The sequence below is a fragment of the Paenibacillus sp. JJ1683 genome (assembly GCF_053006485.1).
Window position 1 is genome coordinate 1,478,628 of record NZ_CM129820.1, and the last position, 17,823, is coordinate 1,496,450.

At 44.2% G+C, this 17,823-nt stretch carries 18 protein-coding genes and 1 pseudogene; 17 read left to right on the top strand and 2 right to left on the bottom strand.

Annotated elements, in window-relative coordinates:
• Positions 1 to 110: 110 nt before the first annotated feature.
• The 10 genes and pseudogenes from tatC to ACUC6J_RS06280 all read left to right on the top strand — a co-directional run bounded on the left by tatC (position 111) and on the right by ACUC6J_RS06280 (position 8,736).
• Positions 111 to 878: a twin-arginine translocase subunit TatC gene (gene tatC / locus ACUC6J_RS06235; RefSeq protein ID WP_016821197.1), complete on the top strand. Its 768-nt coding sequence runs from the start codon at positions 111 to 113 to the stop codon at positions 876 to 878.
• 288 nt (positions 879 to 1,166) lie between these two features.
• Positions 1,167 to 1,448 carry a co-chaperone GroES gene (gene groES, locus ACUC6J_RS06240; protein ID WP_007429271.1) on the top strand — a complete coding sequence of 94 codons (282 nt, stop codon included), beginning with the start codon at positions 1,167 to 1,169 and terminating at the stop codon, positions 1,446 to 1,448.
• A gap of 73 nt (positions 1,449 to 1,521) precedes the next feature.
• Entirely contained in the window at positions 1,522 to 3,150 is a 1,629-nt protein-coding gene (gene groL / locus ACUC6J_RS06245) for a chaperonin GroEL (protein WP_016821196.1), read from the top strand.
• A gap of 206 nt (positions 3,151 to 3,356) precedes the next feature.
• Entirely contained in the window at positions 3,357 to 3,980 is a 624-nt protein-coding gene (locus tag ACUC6J_RS06250; protein WP_016821195.1) for a LysE family translocator, read from the top strand.
• Positions 3,981 to 4,229: 249 nt separating this feature from the next.
• Positions 4,230 to 4,973, top strand: a complete 744-nt coding sequence (locus tag ACUC6J_RS06255) for a collagen-like protein (protein ID WP_019686536.1) — start codon at positions 4,230 to 4,232, stop codon at positions 4,971 to 4,973.
• 139 nt (positions 4,974 to 5,112) lie between these two features.
• Positions 5,113 to 5,340 carry a phage terminase small subunit-related protein gene (locus tag ACUC6J_RS06260; RefSeq protein ID WP_447249932.1) on the top strand — a complete coding sequence of 76 codons (228 nt, stop codon included), beginning with the start codon at positions 5,113 to 5,115 and terminating at the stop codon, positions 5,338 to 5,340.
• 57 nt (positions 5,341 to 5,397) lie between these two features.
• Positions 5,398 to 6,021 (top strand): LysE family translocator, encoded by a 624-nt coding sequence (locus tag ACUC6J_RS06265; RefSeq protein WP_447249933.1) that lies wholly within the window; start codon positions 5,398 to 5,400, stop codon positions 6,019 to 6,021.
• A 64-nt stretch (positions 6,022 to 6,085) separates the two neighbouring features.
• Positions 6,086 to 6,160: pseudogene (locus ACUC6J_RS06270) on the top strand (phage terminase small subunit-related protein); the annotation flags it as partial.
• Between the two features lie 268 nt (positions 6,161 to 6,428).
• Complete coding sequence (locus ACUC6J_RS06275; protein ID WP_420539918.1) at positions 6,429 to 7,310, top strand: AraC family transcriptional regulator; 882 nt, start codon at positions 6,429 to 6,431, stop codon at positions 7,308 to 7,310.
• Between the two features lie 100 nt (positions 7,311 to 7,410).
• Complete coding sequence (locus ACUC6J_RS06280) at positions 7,411 to 8,736, top strand: prolyl oligopeptidase family serine peptidase (protein ID WP_447249934.1); 1,326 nt, start codon at positions 7,411 to 7,413, stop codon at positions 8,734 to 8,736.
• Between the two features lie 201 nt (positions 8,737 to 8,937).
• Here ACUC6J_RS06280 and ACUC6J_RS06285 read toward each other — a convergent pair whose 3' ends face one another.
• Positions 8,938 to 9,726, bottom strand: a complete 789-nt coding sequence (locus ACUC6J_RS06285) for a polysaccharide deacetylase family protein (RefSeq protein WP_447249935.1) — start codon at positions 9,724 to 9,726, stop codon at positions 8,938 to 8,940.
• Positions 9,727 to 10,092: 366 nt separating this feature from the next.
• Here ACUC6J_RS06285 and ACUC6J_RS06290 point away from each other — a divergent pair, with 366 nt between their 5' ends.
• Positions 10,093 to 10,467 (top strand): hypothetical protein, encoded by a 375-nt coding sequence (locus ACUC6J_RS06290; protein ID WP_257126788.1) that lies wholly within the window; start codon positions 10,093 to 10,095, stop codon positions 10,465 to 10,467.
• A gap of 116 nt (positions 10,468 to 10,583) precedes the next feature.
• Here ACUC6J_RS06290 and ACUC6J_RS06295 read toward each other — a convergent pair whose 3' ends face one another.
• Positions 10,584 to 10,904, bottom strand: coding sequence for a hypothetical protein (locus ACUC6J_RS06295; protein WP_016821188.1), 321 nt, complete (start codon positions 10,902 to 10,904; stop codon positions 10,584 to 10,586).
• A gap of 193 nt (positions 10,905 to 11,097) precedes the next feature.
• Here ACUC6J_RS06295 and ACUC6J_RS06300 point away from each other — a divergent pair, with 193 nt between their 5' ends.
• The 6 genes from ACUC6J_RS06300 to ACUC6J_RS06325 all read left to right on the top strand — a co-directional run bounded on the left by ACUC6J_RS06300 (position 11,098) and on the right by ACUC6J_RS06325 (position 17,820).
• Positions 11,098 to 12,063, top strand: a complete 966-nt coding sequence (locus ACUC6J_RS06300) for a carbohydrate ABC transporter permease (protein WP_016821187.1) — start codon at positions 11,098 to 11,100, stop codon at positions 12,061 to 12,063.
• The gene (locus tag ACUC6J_RS06305; protein ID WP_090888011.1) at positions 12,060 to 12,881 is read left to right on the top strand and encodes a carbohydrate ABC transporter permease; all 822 of its coding nucleotides are present in this window, start codon (positions 12,060 to 12,062) and stop codon (positions 12,879 to 12,881) included. Before ACUC6J_RS06300 ends, ACUC6J_RS06305 begins: the two co-directional genes overlap by 4 nt.
• Positions 12,882 to 12,998: 117 nt before the next feature.
• Positions 12,999 to 14,366: an ABC transporter substrate-binding protein gene (locus tag ACUC6J_RS06310; RefSeq protein ID WP_019686542.1), complete on the top strand. Its 1,368-nt coding sequence runs from the start codon at positions 12,999 to 13,001 to the stop codon at positions 14,364 to 14,366.
• Between the two features lie 255 nt (positions 14,367 to 14,621).
• A complete protein-coding gene (locus ACUC6J_RS06315; protein ID WP_016821184.1) occupies positions 14,622 to 15,206 on the top strand; it encodes a TetR/AcrR family transcriptional regulator in 585 nt (194 codons plus the stop codon).
• 24 nt (positions 15,207 to 15,230) lie between these two features.
• Entirely contained in the window at positions 15,231 to 16,595 is a 1,365-nt protein-coding gene (locus ACUC6J_RS06320) for an HlyD family secretion protein (protein WP_103042289.1), read from the top strand.
• A 1-nt stretch (position 16,596) separates the two neighbouring features.
• Positions 16,597 to 17,820: an ABC transporter permease gene (locus ACUC6J_RS06325; protein ID WP_447249936.1), complete on the top strand. Its 1,224-nt coding sequence runs from the start codon at positions 16,597 to 16,599 to the stop codon at positions 17,818 to 17,820.
• Positions 17,821 to 17,823 lie beyond the last annotated feature (3 nt).

A 17,823-nucleotide genomic window follows, 5' to 3' on the forward strand; every position in this document is an offset into this window, starting at 1 on the left:
TTAGTTATTCATTTTTGCTGCTTGTATAATAAACATGAGCCTCTTCTTCAGTGAAGGGCTTTATTTTTTAGGAGGCGCTGCTGCGTTCCGTTCAGAAAGGAGGAATAGGCTTGACTCCATCAGAGCATGAAATGCCGCTAATGGAACATCTGGGTGAGCTTCGTCGACGAATAATTTATGTGCTGATTGTATTTGTATTGGCGCTGGTTGGTGGATTGTTTGCGGCGGGTTCTGTCTATAACTGGCTTATTCGCTCCGGTTCGGCGCAAGCTTTTCAGTTAAATGCATTTTCCTTTTGGGACGGAATCGGTATCTACATGAAGATCGCCATGATCATTGGGATTGCAGTGGCGTTACCATTTGCATGCTACCAATTGTGGAAGTTTGTCAGCCCGGGATTAAGGCCGCAAGAACGAAGTGCAACCTTGCGATATGTGCCTTATGTGCTGCTTTTGTTCATTATTGGCGCAGCTTTTGCTTATTTCATTATTTTCCCGATGGCGATTCAGTTTACATCGTCCGTCACCAAAAGTATGGGATTGCAGGAAACGTACGGTATTGCGCAATATTTCACCTTTATGTTTAATATTGTGTTGCCTGTAGCGTTGCTGTTTGAACTCCCCCTGCTGATCATGTTTCTGACAGGGATTCGTGTATTAACCCCGATGAGGCTTCGCAAATGGCGGAAGATTTCTTATTTCCTGCTTGTTTTTGTCGCTGTTGTTATCACTCCGCCGGATTTTATATCCGATTTTTTGGTGGCGATTCCGTTGCTGGTGCTGTATGAAGCGAGTGTATACTTGTCATCAGTCGTGTACCGCAAGCAACTGCGTGCACAGGAGGAACGGGAGGCCCAATTGCGTGTAGCTGCGGAATAATAAGCAGGGCCTGAACGGCTCAATAACTAATTTCTCTAAAATTGATCAACATAGCTGTCTTAAAAATAACCATTAGCCTTGAGTTAACGGTTATTTTTAGGATAGGTGGATATAATCGAGAATGGCTGCCCATAAAAATTCCCATAAAAAATACATTAGGGACTTGAAATTCAATCTCAAGTTGAGTATCATAAAGTTGGTTGTTAGCACTGACGACTGTTGAGTGCTAATACATACAACATAACAACCAAATTACAGGATAAACACTTAATAAGGAGGCTATTTTTCATGATCAAACCTTTGGGTGAACGCGTATTGGTGGAAGCAATTGAGCAAGAAACAACGACTTCCTTCGGAATCGTACTTCCTGACTCTGCCAAGGAAAAGCCGCAAGAAGGCAAAATTATCGCGGTTGGCGCAGGCGCATTGAAAGACGGTGCCCGTATTCCTCTGGAAGTAAAAGAAGGCGACCGTGTCATTTTCTCCAAATACGCTGGAACGGAAATCAAATATGAAGGTAAAGAATATTTGATTATGAAAGAAAGCGATATTCACGCGATCATCGGTTAACCGGAACCCGGACAAGACCTAAATATAGGAATTGAAACAAATCATTCATAATCCATAGGGAGGTTTATCACAAATGGCTAAAGACATTAAATTCAGTGAAGACGCTCGCCGCTCCATGCTGCGCGGGGTAGATGCATTGGCTAACGCTGTTAAAGTAACACTCGGACCGAAAGGCCGTAACGTTGTACTGGAGAAAAAATTCGGTAGCCCGCTCATCACTAATGACGGTGTAACGATTGCAAAAGAAATCGAGCTGGAAGACGCGTTCGAAAACATGGGCGCTCAACTGGTTAAAGAAGTAGCAACCAAAACAAACGATGTAGCTGGTGACGGTACGACTACGGCTACTGTTTTGGCTCAAGCCCTCATCACTGAAGGTTTGAAAAACGTAACTGCTGGCGCAAGCCCAATCGGTATCCGTAAAGGGATCGACAAAGCGGTTAAAGCAGCAGTTGCTGAACTGCAAGCTATCTCCAAACCAATCGAAAGCAAACAATCCATTGCTCAAGTAGCTGGTATTTCCGCTGCTGATGATGAAGTAGGCGAACTGATCGCTGAAGCTATGGAAAAAGTGGGCAAAGACGGTGTCATCACTGTTGAAGAATCCCGCGGTTTTGCAACAGAACTGGAAGTAGTTGAAGGTATGCAGTTTGACCGTGGCTACATTTCTCCGTACATGATTACAGATACGGACAAAATGGAAGCTGTACTGGACAATCCATATATCTTGATTACTGACAAGAAAATCACAAACACACAAGAAATCCTGCCATTGCTTGAAAAAATCGTACAACAAGGCAAGCCACTCGTTCTGATCGCTGAAGACATCGAAGGCGAAGCGCTGGCTATGCTCGTTGTCAACAAGCTGCGTGGTACATTCAATGCTGTAGCTGTTAAAGCTCCTGGCTTTGGTGACCGTCGTAAAGCAATGCTGCAAGATATCGCTGCCCTGACAGGCGGCCAAGTAATCACAGAAGAACTGGGTCTGGACCTGAAAACAGCTTCTGTGGACCAACTGGGTACAGCACGTCAAGTGCGTATTACAAAAGAAAACACGATTGTGGTTGACGGTGCTGGAAACAAAGCCGACATCGACGCTCGTGTTAGCCAAATCCGCACGCAACTGGAAGAAACTACTTCCGAGTTCGACAAAGAGAAACTGCAAGAGCGTCTGGCTAAATTGTCCGGCGGCGTAGCAGTAATCAAAGTCGGTGCGGCTACTGAAACAGAATTGAAAGAACGCAAACTGCGCATCGAAGATGCTCTGAACGCAACCCGTGCCGCGGTTGAAGAAGGTATCGTATCCGGTGGTGGTGTAGCGCTCCTGAACGTATACAATGCAGTTGCTGCTGTTGAGCTGCAAGGCGACGAGCAAACAGGCGTCAACATCGTGTTGCGCGCTCTGGAAGCTCCAATCCGTACAATTGCTGCTAATGCAGGCGAAGAAGGCTCTGTTATCGTTGAGCGTCTGAAACGCGAAGAAGTAGGCGTTGGTTTCAACGCAGCTACTGGCGAGTGGGTAAACATGATTGACGCAGGTATCGTTGACCCTGCGAAAGTAACTCGTTATGCATTGCAAAACGCTGCTTCCGTAGCGGCTATGTTCCTGACTACTGAAGCAGTGATCGCTGACAAGCCAGAACCAGAAAAGGCTGCAATGCCTGACATGGGCGGCATGGGCGGAATGGGCGGCATGATGTAATAAGGGTCTCAAAACCCTGTAATACCGCTATTTAAAGGGCTCCCGAGAGGGAGCCCTTTTCTATACCATTGCTACACCATGAGTGCTCAAGCAGCTTACAGCAGAGTTTATGTAATTCAGCAGTTTACATTCGATCATTTGCTCTAATAGCTTCTATACATATTGTGGTGTAGTATATATGCAAATTATCCAAAGGGGGAAGTTGTGTGGAGCTTCAAACTATATTAGCTTTTCTGGGAGCGGCAATTGTTCTCACCATTATGCCGGGTCCCGACAACGTGTTCACTCTGACACAGAGCATAGCAAAAGGTAGGAATGCAGGGATATTTACTACTTTAGGCCTTTGCACGGGATTGTTGGTTCATATTTTTGCAGCAACCTTCGGCCTCGCAGCAATAATTTATCAATCTTCCTTGGCATTTGCAGTAATCAAATACGCTGGAGCAGCTTATCTATTATTTTTGGCGTATAAGTCATTTAGAGCAAAAGATACGAGTTTTGAACTCAAGAGTGGTGATACCTTGAATTACAAATCATTGTATAAAAAAGGTGTCATCATGAATGTGTTGAATCCAAAAATATCACTTTTTTTCTTGGCTTTTCTTCCTCAGTTCGTAAACCAAGAAAGCGGTAATGTTTCTATTCAAATGCTAGTTCTTGGAGTGGTATTTTTAATACAAACTTTAGTGCTTTTTATTTTGATAAGTATTTTTGCTGGAAAAGTAGGCTCCTTTCTACGGAGAAATCCATCCTTTTCTAAAAAAATCAATTATATTCAAGGCTCGTTATTTACACTCATCGGCTTAAAAATCGCATTTACCCAAAAATAATAGAAGGTAGTACTTTTCAACCCAATCATTAAGGACTAGCTGTTGAGCTAGTCCTTTTTTTGTTGGAAAAGCATACAACACACGCCGAGAACAGGTGGGCGGTCACAGAGGTTTAAGATCATGACCAACGAGTTGGAGCATACGGACAGACCTATGCCTATCTTTTCCTAGATGAAGTCAACAGCCCAATCTTTTTGGTTAATTGCACAATAAGCTAATTTGACTAGACTTTGGAGGTGACCATTAATTATGTTTAGACATTATTGTTGGCAAAAGAAAATGCATCGGAGAAAATTTAGAAGATGTTCAGTTAAAAAATTCAAAGTTTTGCCGAAGGTCATTGTTAAAGGAATTCAAGGGCCTCAAGGACCTCAAGGACCTCAAGGACCCCAGGGACTGCCAGGTCCACAGGGAGTTCCAGGTGCTCAAGGTCAGCAAGGGCTACAAGGTTTCCAAGGAATTCCTGGCCCTGCAGGGCCAGTAGGAGCAACGGGACCGGCAGGAGCAGTAGGACCAGCAGGACCGGCAGGAGCAATAGGGCCAGCAGGACCAGCAGGAGCTACGGGGCCAGCAGGGCCTGCAGGCGTCGGGATATCAGACTTCTTAAGTGTTTTCAGAGCAGATCCTGGTACGGGGACTGACACAGTTCCGGGTAACTCACCCATTACCTTTACTGGGGTTTTAGCGAATGTTGGTGGTGCATTTACTTTTACTCCTCCATCTCCAACGATAACGATTAACGAGACGGGGAGCTACTTCATCTCATTTTCTATCCACAACCAAGGTGATGCGGACTTCAATCTCACTGTTAACGGAACTCCTATAACACCCTTACCTTTTTCAGGCAATGGTGGGGGACCTACCGCAGCTGAAGTTATTATAACCGTTACAACAGTTCCAACTACAATACAACTGGTAAATGCCAATGCAACTCCTGCTCAGTTGCACAATAATATTAATACAACTATGACAATATTAAAGTTGACGCCTTAATATTGTTGCTTAGTAGTAGCTTATTCAGTAAAAGGTTTAAGGTTTATGTCTTTTATCCGGTCAGTTTGTCTAATTATTCAGAGACCTGAGATATGGAAATGCCAGAGAGAGAATCCCTGAACGGGACAAAGCCAGACAGATGTGGTTGGAGAGCAGCGGGGCGATGCGACTGAAGGACATCGCCGCTGCTCTTTCTGTTCCTGAAAAGTCTGGTTCGCAAATGGAAGTTCATGAACCGCTGGTAGGATACTTTGATTATTTTCTATTTACAAAAAAACATTATTTACAAAAAAATCTTATTTTCAGAAGATTCTTAAAATCGTACGAGTGGCGCATTAGCTTCAAACGGATGAATGTTAGGCATTGAAATATAGCTGATAACGCGTTAGTATTGTGTATCTGAAATTTCATCTGGAGGCACATTATGAATGATATATTGGCATTTACGATACTGCTCATCTTTATTGTCATGTCACCAGGGATTGATTTTGCATTAATAACGAAAAGAACTCTCACTGATGGCAAGAAGGATGGTTTCAAAATTGCACTAGGTTTAACTAGCGGAGCTCTCGTTCATACATTGGCAGCCGCATTGGGGCTTTCTTTCATATTAATGAAGTCGGCTGTAGCATTTGAGGTAGTCAAATATGCAGGGGCAGTTTACTTGATATATATGGGGCTGTCTTCCTTTATAAAAAAAGGAAAGAGTAATTTGGTTCAAGAGAAGCAAGAGAATTCTAGAAAATCAGCGTTTACACAAGGATTGGTTTCCAATGCACTCAATCCGAAGGTTGCTATTTTTTTTCTCACGTTCTTACCGCAATTTGTTCTACCGGGCTATAATCCCAGTTTGCAGTTTTTACAGATGGGCTCTCTTTATGCTCTACTTTCGATTATATGGTTTACTACAATCGTATTATTGTTAAGTTACATAAGAAGATGGTTAATGTCACCCAAAGTTCAAAATATGATCGATAAGGTCACGGGACTCGTGCTGATTGGTTTTGGTTTAAATATGATCTTCAAAGTTCAAAAAACAGGATCATAAATAAAGGAACGGGCTATGGAAGCTCGTTCTTTTTTGTTAGGGGAGACGACCAGAAAGAGATACCGAGCGGCATAAGGCAAAACAGATGTGGCTGGAGAGCTACGGGCATATGAAGCTAAAGGACATCGCCGCTAGTTGAGGGTTAGACGCCTTAAGTGAAAGCGTTGACATAAATTTCAAGCCTCTATATACTTAGCTTAGTTAATTGAAAATGAATAGCACTGGGATTGTTACTGTTACGCAGGCAAAACCTAAGGAACCAAATGCTAAGATCCAAGGATCTTATGTATTTGGTTATCTTAGGTTTTTTTGTTTATAGAGAGAGGAAGATTAAATATGGCGGTTTTGGCAACCTATTGAAGCCGTTTCTTCTAATATGATGTTCACATCTGAGAGGAGCGACAAACTTGGAATACAAATATGAGCTAGTTCAGGCAGACAATCATTTTCCATTAAAAATTATAGCTCATTCCTCCAATGAACCAGCATACATACCTAGGCATTGGCATGACAGCATCGAAATATCCTATGTACTCTCAGGAAGAATCGACAATATCTATATAGATGGCATGAATTATAGCTCCAGAGAAGGAGATATTGTGCTCATTAATTCGAATGCTATTCATTCCTTTTCTGTGGCTAAGGGCCAAGGTAGACAGGCTATAACCGTTCAGATTCCTTCAGGATTTATTCGAGAAAATATAAAGGATAGTAATCCCATTTTATTTGATTGTATATCCATTTTCGAAACCAACGAGCAGAGATTACAGCATTTTGAGGAGCTGCGTGATCTGTTAAACACATTATTTGTGGCTTACCTCAACCAGCACAATGACCCTTTAGTACATATTCACTTAACGTCCCTATCTTATAGATTGGTGTACCTTTTATTAATGCATTTTAAAATTGACAACGAATCGCTCCCTGGCTTTAACACGAATAAATATTTGGAGCGGCTGACATTGATAACTGATTATATCAAAGATAATTACGATCAGAGCCTATCCCTGGATTCCATCGCTCAGGTTTTTGGATTGTCTCCCGAATATTTGTCCCGTTTTTTTGTAAAGCATGTAGGGTTGACGCTCTTTCAATATATCAACGCCATCCGTCTGGAGAAATCTTTCCGTGTTCTTATGAATACAGACCATTCTATTATACAAATTGCGCTGGAACACGGATTTCCGAACGAGAAGTCTTTTGCCAGGGTATTTAAAAAGGTTTATCACGTGACGCCTCATCAATATCGTAAAAAGCACAAGAGGCTTTCTGAAGCAAGGAGTCAGTAATTGACCTGAATTAGGCTAATAAAAGGCAGGATGCAAATAAAAAAATCGTTAAAATTAATAATGTAAGCGTTTTATTAATGGATCTAGGAGGTAAGACATCATGTTTAAACAGTTTAAAAAGGTTGCTAAAACATCTATGTTATTCACTTTAGCTGTCAGTACGACCTTTGCTTTCAGCTCCGGTGCATGGGCCAAGGATGCCAAGGTACAGCCCACCTCATACCGGACGGTTGCGGAGGTGAAGGATTGGGGAGCAGCCATTACGAAGATCATTGTTAACCTGGGTAAGCCGGTACCCAAAGATGCGATAACAAAGGATACATTTAAGGTACATGTGGAAAGAAGCGACAATAGGTTGGTAAATTCCTTTATTGAAAAAGGTAACAGGAAGGTCACCAAGGCCTATGTATCGGACAAAAGCGGCAACCCTGTAAAGAAAACCGGAAGCTACGTTGTGCTGGAAATGGAAATCGGTCCGTCCTTAACATTGGGTTCCGCTATTCATTATGATGCAGGTTCCGGGTTTAACGGATGGAATGATAACAAATATACGATCACGCAGCAAAAGGCTATTAAAACCCAATCAGGAACAATTTCCGGATTGAAGATTGATACTTCCTCAGGTGAAATCCGGAAGCTTGTTGATCAGTTTACAACTGGCAAAGCTACATTTGATGGGGTTACTTTAACTTACGCGAACTACGCACCAGCAAAAGACAAAGTGAAGAACCCTTTGGTGATCTGGCTGCATGGTATGGGAGAGGGAGGTACAGATCCGACGATTCCAATTTCGGGAAATAAGGCAGCGAATTTTGCTTCTAAGGATATTCAATCTTATTTTGGCGGGGCTTATGTGCTGGCACCTCAGACCCCAACCTACTGGATGGATGGTTTTACAGGCTTTGGAGACGGAACCTCGAAGTACGAGCAAGCATTGATGTCCTTAATTAAGGAATACGTGGCCCAAAACAAAGACATTGATACAGATCGAATCTATATTGGCGGAGACTCCAACGGTGGATACATGACTATGCTGCTGATCCGTGATTATAAAGACTATTTTGCAGCAGCTGTGGTGGCGTGTGAAGCCTTGAAGGATAGCCTTATCACCGATGAACAAATTAATGACATGAAGGACCTGCCGATCTGGTTTGTCGCCGCCAAAACCGACACCGTAGTTCCACCCAACGATTACATGATTCCGACCTATAACCGTTTGGTGAATGCGGGAGCAAAGGATGTCCATATGTCGTTGTTTGATAATGTAGTGGATACTTCTAGTTTGTACAAGAAGAGCGACAAAACACCGTATGAATATAATGGCCACTGGTCCTGGATTTACGTATATAACAATGAAGTATCAAAGCTGATTAACGGAAAGAAAACAACAATGATGCAATGGCTGGCCTCCAAAACATTGGACTGAGAAGTATAGCTATGTAAAATAAGATGCGGTACTCACTATTCAGGTTGCGATTTCTCCTCTCACAAGTTAAATAAACTTGTGAGAGGTCTCTTGTATTATCTAATTCCCATGTCGATCCTGCATATTTTTTGCATAGTCAACGGCGAGCCCACTTTAATTCTTCTTGAAATATTTGTGTTTAGTTCATGTTATTTTGCTCTTTCACTTATTCACTTCAATCAGCCCATCCGGCTTTTCTCGATTAGAGAGTAATTCAGATACAGTGACGAAGGAATAACCTCTTTTCTTGAGCTCAGGGAGAATAATCTTCAAAGCTTCAACGGTTTGTGTGCTTTGATGTACATAATCGTGCATGAGGACAATATCGCCGTTACGGGCATTGCGAAGCACCTTATCAGCGATACGGTGTACACCGGGCTTTCGCCAATCTAGGGTGTCCTGATGCCAGGACCATAAAATAATTTTCAGTCCCTTCTCTTTGGATAGCTTGACCAGTGTATCGTTATAGGAGCCGCCTGGTGGTCTAAATAGATGGGTCCCTGCTCCAGTTGCCTGAACGATACTGGCCTGACCTTGATTCAATTCGGACAGAGCTTTATTGCGGGAAATATATTGAAAGGATGAATGAAGGAAGGTATGGTTGCCAACTTCATGTCCTTCCTCTCGTTCCCGTTTTACAAGGTGTGGCAGCTTTTCTACGCGGCTGCCGACGACAAAAAAGGTCGCTTTCGCATCATATTTCTGAAGTAAATCAAGAATGGCAGGCGTATTGCTTTCGTCCGGTCCGTCATCGAATGTGAGAGCGATAAGCTTACGATGGGTAGGAACTTCCCATACAATGTCGCCCCGTTCTTCGTAATAGGCTCTTCCCTTTGTAGGAGCGGGAGAGGCGTATGATGTGTCTTGTGCATTCGTATATGGAATGGGACAAGGACTAATACTCAGCAAAGAAATAGCGATTCCAGCGCATAGCAAACGGTTATATTTCATCAGGCTTCTTCTCCGTTCTGACGTATTCTCACATTAGCTTGCCAAGAAGAAGCGTATACCATTCCTCATTTCTGAAATTCACATTACCAATCACCTAAATAAATCACCAAAATACTATCTAGTGTATAAGGTACAGATTGCTGATTTTTGCTCAATAACAGTGCTCGCTTGCTTGTTGATAACATCCTGTGCCCATGTTAAGTTGTACATATCCATCCTTGGTTTTAATGTGCAGTGGAGATCAGTCATTGTCCAGTTCTTATTCTGACGAAAAATGGAAGAGGTCGACGGGGCAAGCCGCAAAAGCTGATTTGAGGTCATGGAGCTGCGACTCGTTCCTGAACTTCGAACAGGAGATGAGACGGGATGAAAACAGATGAAAAAGAGCTACGAGCCATTAATCTGACGTTAGAAGCCGGCGAACACATCCGATCCTTTATTAGGTGTACGTATGATTTGCAGCAAAGCTCCGAGAAGATACCGCTTTGTGGAATGCTGGCAGTAACGTCCCAACGAATCATCTTTTATTCCTGCACTATGGGTATTCCTTGGATCAAATTCATTAATTATCACCATATTTCGCTGGCTAAGCTGGAAAAGGAATTGTCGGATACTAAGGGGAGCATCCTACTGATCAATCAGGGGGTAAATGAGGTGTTCTGCCACCTGCCGAATGAAGAACGTATAGAGCGTTTTATAGCTATACTAGAGCAGGAAGCAGGCATCTCCTGTGAGAACTAATGATTATAAGAACACAAATAAATAAAACCTCCAACTTCGTAATGTGCCAAGGGTAGGCTCCTTACGGATTTGGAGGTTTTTTGTCTTTTAGTTAGACAGACTGCATGGATCGAGCGCTAGCTCAACAGGACTATAACCAACAAATTAAATAGCACCAGCGGCAGAATGACATTGTTGTAGGCATAGGAACGATCAGGGGTAGGGGTTCCTAAGGAGGATGAGTGATACTGCTGAGGCACTCTCAAATACAAATGATCCGCATCAATATGCGCAATCGTTCCTTCATATACCTGATGATCCATCGTTTGTACCCTAACCGTGTGGTTCATGTAGGGACTCAATTGATAATGCAAATGATCGTGGACTTTTTTGAGTTCTTGTTGGAATTCCGGTCTAGCTTGATATAAGGTTTGCGGACTGACGGTGTTGTACGACATTCGCCTCTGACCTCCATACTCATATAATGATATATCGTATGCAGGAGCCTGTGCCCTTGTGCAAATACCCAAGTAAGACAGGTTTTACAAAGAGTCAAAACATTAACATTTTACTCCAGTTCACTTGATGTTCCCTTTACATCAAAACGATACACTTACTGAGGTTGGTTTGAAAAGAAAGGGGCGTTCCGTTTTGGGTGAACTTAACAAATCTTTGGGACTGGGGACGAGGAGCCAGCAACGGACATCGTCTAAAGCTCGCATACGCACGGGTTCGCTAAAAATTCAAAGACTGCGCGAAAACGCGCTGGCGTATACCTTTTTGGCTCCATCGCTTATTTTGTTTGCTGTATTTATGTTTTATCCGATGATAAAGTCCGTTTATCTCAGCTTGCATTCTACAGATCCCGCAGGAAACGTTGCAGATTATGTGGGGTTAGATAACTTTGCTATGCTGTTCAGCTCAGGTCAGTTTCTACAGGGGATTAAGGTCACGCTGCTTTTTGCACTATTGACGGTACCTGTGGGTATTTTACTGGCGCTGGTACTCGCTGCCCTTACACACAGTAAATTACGTGGAATGCGTATCTTCCAGTTTGCCTTCTCGCTACCGATGGTGTTATCGGTGGGTTCATCTGCGGTCATTTGGAAATTCCTTTTCCATCCTACACTGGGGATGTTCAACTATGTGCTTTCTCTATTACATATCAATCCAGTTCCATGGTTGACCAGCCCAGATTGGGCGTTGTTCTCCGTAGCCATAATGACCATCTGGATGAATCTTGGCTTCAATTACATTATCTTATCAAGCGGACTTCAAGGGATTCCAGATGACATGTACGAAAGTGCCAAAATGGACGGAGCCGGACCGTTGGTCACGTTCTGGCGTATCTCTATGCCGCTGCTATCACCGACGATCTTTTTTGTGACCGTAGTTTCCATCATTGGTGCCTTCCAGTCTTTCGCTCAAATTAATATCTTGACCAAAGGTGGTCCGGTGAACAGTACGAATGTATTTGTATATTCCATTTATCAGGAAGCTTTCGTTAATTTCCGGTTCGGAACAGGGAGTGCGCAGGCCATTGTCTTGTTTGCTGTCATTTTGCTGCTTACGATGATTCAGTTTAAGTGGGTGGAAAGAAAGGTGCATTACCAATGAAACAACACCTGAATTCAACATTATTGTATGTGCTGCTTACAATTGCAGCTGCTCTGATTTTGTACCCAGTTATTTATACATTTTTTATGGCGGTCATGTCACCGGAGGAAGCGAGCGCTTACCCACCAAGCTTTTTCCCGCATTCCTTTCATATGGCCAATTTTTCTGAAGTGTTTGAAATCGTTCCGATTGCAGCCTTTATCGGCAACACCTTTCTCATTTCGGGTCTGACAATGATCGGGCAACTGATTACAGCCAGCTTGGCGGCCTATGCCTTTGCCAAAATGGAATTCAAGGGAAAAAACCTCATTTTTAGCATGTTTGTCGCGACGATGATGATCCCTTGGGAAGTTACTATTATTCCCAACTATCTGACGGTACGAAGCTGGAACTGGCTTGATACATATCAAGGGTTGACGGTTCCATTTCTAGCGACGGCGTTCGGAACGTTCCTGTTAAGACAATTTTTTCTCCAGCTTCCCAAGGAACTGTTCGAGGCTGCTCGTATGGATGGGTGCGGTCATATTCGATATTTCCTGTTTCATGTGCTTCCGTTATCGCGCCCTGCGCTCGGAACACTGGCTGTGTATTCGTTCCTGAACATGTACAATTCATATCTCTGGCCTTTACTGGTCACAAATAGCGAGAATATGCGTACCGTACAGATCGGCATATCTATGCTGGAGTTTCAGGAATCGACTTCATGGAATCTGGTGTTTGCGGGTACGGCACTTGTCATTTTACCGTCTCTACTCCTGCTGATCTTTGGATTAAAACAGCTGGTGCGTGGAATGGCAGCGGGTGCGCTTAAAGGCTAATTATAGAAGCAAAAGACAGCAACACCTGCGCAAGCAGCCTATATACAAAGCTTTAACACACAAGAGTACAAACATTTCATTCAAGAATCATTTAATCAAAGGGAGAGAAGAGAGATTATGAGATTTTTTCGTTTGAAAAGTGCTTTGACCCTGCTTATTCTGACTGCTATGGTCGTTGCAGCAGGCTGTAGCAACAATACAGCGGCGGAGAAGCCGAGTAATGGTAATGATACAGGGGCAGCAGCAACTTCACCTGTAAAGCTGACTTGGTGGCATTCAATGTCCGGCAACGGTGAAAAAGCGATCAAGCAGATTGCTGCTGACTTTAACGCTAGTCATAAGGACATTCAGGTAGAGCCAGTATATCAAGGTAAATATGATGACAGCTTGAACAAGCTGAAAGCGTCGCTTGGTTCTAATAGCGGACCAGACATCATTCAAGTATACGAAATCGGCAGTAAATTCATGATCGACTCCAAAATGATCACGCCTGTACAACAGTTTATTGATGCGGATAAGTTCGATTTGTCGCAGCTTGAACCGAATATTACACGATACTACACGATTGATGGCAAATTGAACGCCATGCCGTTCAATACGTCAAACCCGATTTTGTATTACAACAAGGATGCTTTCAAAGCCGCAGGACTTGACCCAGCTAATCCTCCGAAAACGTATGATGAATTCGAAAAAGCTGCCAAAGCCTTAAGTAAGGATGGTAAATCTGGTGCATCCATTGCCATTTACGGCTGGTTTATGGAGCAACTGTTTGCCAATCAGAACGCGGACTATGTGAATAATGGCAATGGACGCGAGCAAGCAGCTACGGAATCGTTGCTGAATTCGGATGCCGGTGTAAAAACGCTGACATGGTGGAAGAAAATGATCGATGAAAAGGTCGTATCCAATTTGGGACGTAACTCGGACGATACAGCGAAAGCCTTTTCCGCAGGACAAATTGCGATGACGCTGGATTCTACCGCTTCGCTGCGTAATATTGTGGAGCAGGTTGGCGATAAATTCGAAGTAGGCACAGGGTTTCTGCCAAGAGCCAATGAAGCAAAAGAAGGCGGCGTAGTTGTAGGCGGCGCGAGCTTATACATCATGAACAACAAACCTGAAGCCCAGCAAAAGGCAGCATGGGAGTTCATTAAATTCGTCGCCTCCCCAGCAGTACAGGCACAATGGAGTGTGAATACTGGGTACTTCCCAATCACGAAAGCGGCCTATGACGAGAAGGTACTCAAAGATAACATGGTAAAATATCCGCAATTCCAGACAGCTGTTGACCAATTGCATGCATCGGCACAATCTACTGCTACACAAGGCGCAGTGATGGGCGTATTCCCAGAAGCGCGTCAGATCGTCGAAGGTGCGATTGAGGCTGTTCTGAGTGGCCAGCAACAGCCAAAACAGGCTCTGGATCAAGCTGCACAAGAAATTACAGGCAAAATCGCGCAATACAATCAAACGGTGAAGAAATAGTCGGCCCTCCCTTAAAATCGGCTGATAATTCGTAGATGTGCCTCCTTATTAGCCGATTTTATGAAATAACGGATCGAATGAGTGACCCCCTCACTTTTTCGATCCGTTTTTGCATTTTTAATTTAGAATAATCGTTTAGACGAAGTGTCTAAAATGGCCATTTTTGCACATTTCCTATTGCTGGATAACTGAAAATGGGCTTATAATAAATACATAATTTTTGTACTGGACGGTCAGTTCAAAAAAGGAGGAAGCATGAAACAGCAAACGAAGGAAATTATTTTTAACGGCGCACTCAAGGCTTTTTCCGAACGAGGATTTAATGATACAAATATGGAGGAAATTGCCAAGGTATGTGGCATAGCTAAAGGAACCCTGTACTACAATTTTAAAAACAAGCAAGAATTGTACATTTACATTTTGAAGATGGGAATGGAACGTTTTGTCCAGGATATCCATGAAGCGATGGCTCAAATTCCTATGGATCAGGTAGAAGTGAGGGTTCGCAAGCTGATCCAAGTACATATTGAGTTCATTGGAAGAGAGCCGGATTTTTGCCGTCTACTGGTCAGTAAGGGGTGGGTCTCGCAGGAACAGCATTTTAATATTAGGCAGGTGCTGGCAGACTATTTTGATTTTATGGAGGCAGAGATTGATTCCGGCAAGTTCTATGGAAAAATTTCGAGTAAGCTGGATGCAAAAACGACTGCAAATTGTTTATTCGGCATTTACATTTTTACTCCAATGCGGTCGATGGTATGGGGCGAAACGATGAATCTGCAGGAAGTTCGCGAAAGTACCGAAGTATTTGTATGTAACGCGCTGGGTATGCAACATTAAATAGACAAGTGGAGTGATGAGAACATGAAAGCCAAAAAATATGCGATTTACATCATACTTATTATTTTAATCGCTGTAGGAATCTATGCTTTGACTGCTTTCCCACGAGGGAGCAGCAGCTTATCCGCAGATGAGTCTTCTTCTATCCCTACGGCTTATGTAGAATCCGATACGCTCAATGCCAGCTTTAAGATGGCGGGACGTATTGATCAGATGCTGGTGAATGAGGGCGACAAGGTAAAAAAAGGGCAGGTGATAGCCCATCTGGAAAGCCGTGAGCTGGAAGATAAGGTGAAGCAAGCACAGGCTGCTTTGCTGGCAGCCAAGAGCAATGTGTCCAAAGCGAAAGCCAGCGTATTGCAGGCTCAAGCAGGCGTAGGCCAGGCACAGGCTACCGTGAGCGCCGCTCAGGCCAAGAAGAGTCAAGGTACGACAGCGGTCAGTGTGACTGCTGAGGCTTCCTCCAGCCAGATAGAACAGGCTCAAGCGGCTGCGAACGCCGCCAAAGCGAAACTGGATGCCCTCAAGAGCGGGGCAAGACCGCAGGAGATTGAGCAATTGCAAGCATCTGTGAAGGTAGCGAAGGAAACGCTGGACCTGACTGTTAAAAATCTGGAGCGTGCCAAAAAGCTTCAAGAAGCCGGTGCAGCAACTCAGGCCTCACTGGATCAAGCGACATTGGAACATCAACAGGCAGTAGCCAAGTATAATGCTGAGTCGCAAAAATTGGATATGGCGCGGGAGGGAAGCCGTAAGGAGGAAATTACGGCGGCTGAAGCCCAATACCGTCAAGCCTTGGCTGCAGTGAAGGAAGCACAGGCAGGAGCGGGCAAAGTGGCTGTGCAACAGGAAGATGTCAAAGCTGCTCAGGCTTCGGTAGAGCAAGCGCAATCCGCTGTGAAGGCGGCGCAATCGACGGTAGAGCAGGCACAATCTGCGGTTGAAGGTGCCAATGCACAGGTAGCCCAGGCGGAAGCTGCACTTCAGGAGGCTCAGACCTATTTGGGCTATACTACGCTGCGTGCGCCTGAGGATGGGATCGTAAAATCCAAGTCGCTTAGCTTGGGTGAGATGGCTAGCGCAGGATTTCCTGTCTATACAATTGAAACATCCACACAGCGTTGGGCTAAATTCTATGTACCAGAAACGTCTCTGAACGGTCTTCAAGCAGGGGATACAGTTCAAGTTAAATTACTGTCAGGCGGTAAGGAGCTGAAGGGCAAAGTCATTCTGTTAGAATCTGCTGCGGACTTTGCCATTCAAAAACCGAGCCAAAGCTCAGGTGATAAGGATGTCCGTTCCTTTGGTGTGAAGGTAGCATTACCGGATCTTGCGGCTTCCGTTCCAACAGGCTCCACGGTTCTGTTTACAGGCAAAGGGGCGCAGTAATATGCAGGGTTCACAGGAAAGACTTCGTATCCGCGATGTGTTTCGCGAGGAATGGCTGAGTATCTTCCGGGACCGCCGCTTTATGGCTATTCTGCTGATTACGCCAATTGTGTATACGATACTGTTCGGCTTCCTGTATTCGCATCAGCGGATTACCGAGATGCCTGTTACGGTGTATGACGGAGATAATTCGCAGCTTAGTCGCCAAATCATTCAGGCGTTCGACGCGACTGATTCATTTGCCGTTACACGGCAAGTGACCAATCAGGATGATGTAGTCCGCCAGGTAGAGACTGGGGAGGCCAAGGTCGGAATTGTCATTCCAGATAACTTTACCACTCGGCTTAAGCATGGGGAAAATCCACCTGTGCTTACGCTGATTGACGGCAGTAATATGATGTATTCCAATAGTGCCAGTCGGATTGCCAATCAGGTCATTAGTAGCGTGAGTGCCGGAGTATCGCTCAATTCCATGAAGCAAAAGGGAATGAACGCCGATCAGGCCGCCTCGACGCTGACTACCATCCCGTTCCGATCCAGAGTGCTATTTAACCCGGTATATGATTATAAGCTTTTCATGCCGTTGGGGGTTATTTCTGCGGCTCTCCAGCAGTGTTTGCTGCTAGGTATTGCGTTGTCTTGCACGCGTGATAAGGAAGCTGGGACTTGGGGAAGATTTGGCGCATGGAAAAACACCCCTTGGCGCTTGGCTATTGCCAAGCTAGCACCCTATTATGCGGCGGGAGCTTTTAATGTGCTGACTGTATTCAGTATTAGCGCTTTATGCTTCGATATTCCGTTTAGGGGACAGGTACTGCCATTGATTTTGGTTTCGCTGGTCTTTAACTTTGCTTTGTGTGGATTAGGGTTCCTGTTCAGTCTCTTTTCCAAGACCAGAGTGGATGCAACACAAACTCTGATGCTCATTGCTGTTCCTTCCTTTATGCTGTCAGGTTATACGTGGCCATTAGAAGCAATGCCCGGCTTCTTGCGAGGGCTTGCTGAAATATTGCCGCTGACGTATTATTTGGACGCAGTACGGAACATTACGCTCAAGGGTCTGGATATCACATACATCTTTAAGGATTTGATTGCTCTGGGCGTCATTGGTTGTGTGAGTCTGCTGGTGGCCTTCGTGATCTATCCGTTATTCTTTAGACAACATCAGACGACAGCACAGTATGCCGATGTGCCCGCTCAAGAAGGGTTCACAATCAAAGGCTGAGAG

Bases quoted from the DNA above. Each gene is read 5' to 3' on its own strand.
- ACUC6J_RS06305 (WP_090888011.1), top strand. From the start codon at position 12,060: ATGAAACAACACCTGAATTCAACATTATTGTATGTGCTGCTTACAATT.
- groL (WP_016821196.1), top strand. From the start codon at position 1,522: ATGGCTAAAGACATTAAATTCAGTGAAGACGCTCGCCGCTCCATGCTG.
- ACUC6J_RS06315 (WP_016821184.1), top strand. From the start codon at position 14,622: ATGAAACAGCAAACGAAGGAAATTATTTTTAACGGCGCACTCAAGGCT.
- ACUC6J_RS06265 (WP_447249933.1), top strand. From the start codon at position 5,398: ATGAATGATATATTGGCATTTACGATACTGCTCATCTTTATTGTCATG.
- ACUC6J_RS06310 (WP_019686542.1), top strand. From the start codon at position 12,999: ATGAGATTTTTTCGTTTGAAAAGTGCTTTGACCCTGCTTATTCTGACT.
- groES (WP_007429271.1), top strand. From the start codon at position 1,167: ATGATCAAACCTTTGGGTGAACGCGTATTGGTGGAAGCAATTGAGCAA.
- ACUC6J_RS06260 (WP_447249932.1), top strand. From the start codon at position 5,113: ATGTGGTTGGAGAGCAGCGGGGCGATGCGACTGAAGGACATCGCCGCT.
- ACUC6J_RS06290 (WP_257126788.1), top strand. From the start codon at position 10,093: ATGAAAACAGATGAAAAAGAGCTACGAGCCATTAATCTGACGTTAGAA.
- ACUC6J_RS06280 (WP_447249934.1), top strand. From the start codon at position 7,411: ATGTTTAAACAGTTTAAAAAGGTTGCTAAAACATCTATGTTATTCACT.
- ACUC6J_RS06295 (WP_016821188.1), bottom strand. From the start codon at position 10,904: ATGTCGTACAACACCGTCAGTCCGCAAACCTTATATCAAGCTAGACCG.
- ACUC6J_RS06255 (WP_019686536.1), top strand. From the start codon at position 4,230: ATGTTTAGACATTATTGTTGGCAAAAGAAAATGCATCGGAGAAAATTT.
- ACUC6J_RS06285 (WP_447249935.1), bottom strand. From the start codon at position 9,726: ATGAAATATAACCGTTTGCTATGCGCTGGAATCGCTATTTCTTTGCTG.
- ACUC6J_RS06325 (WP_447249936.1), top strand. From the start codon at position 16,597: ATGCAGGGTTCACAGGAAAGACTTCGTATCCGCGATGTGTTTCGCGAG.
- ACUC6J_RS06320 (WP_103042289.1), top strand. From the start codon at position 15,231: ATGAAAGCCAAAAAATATGCGATTTACATCATACTTATTATTTTAATC.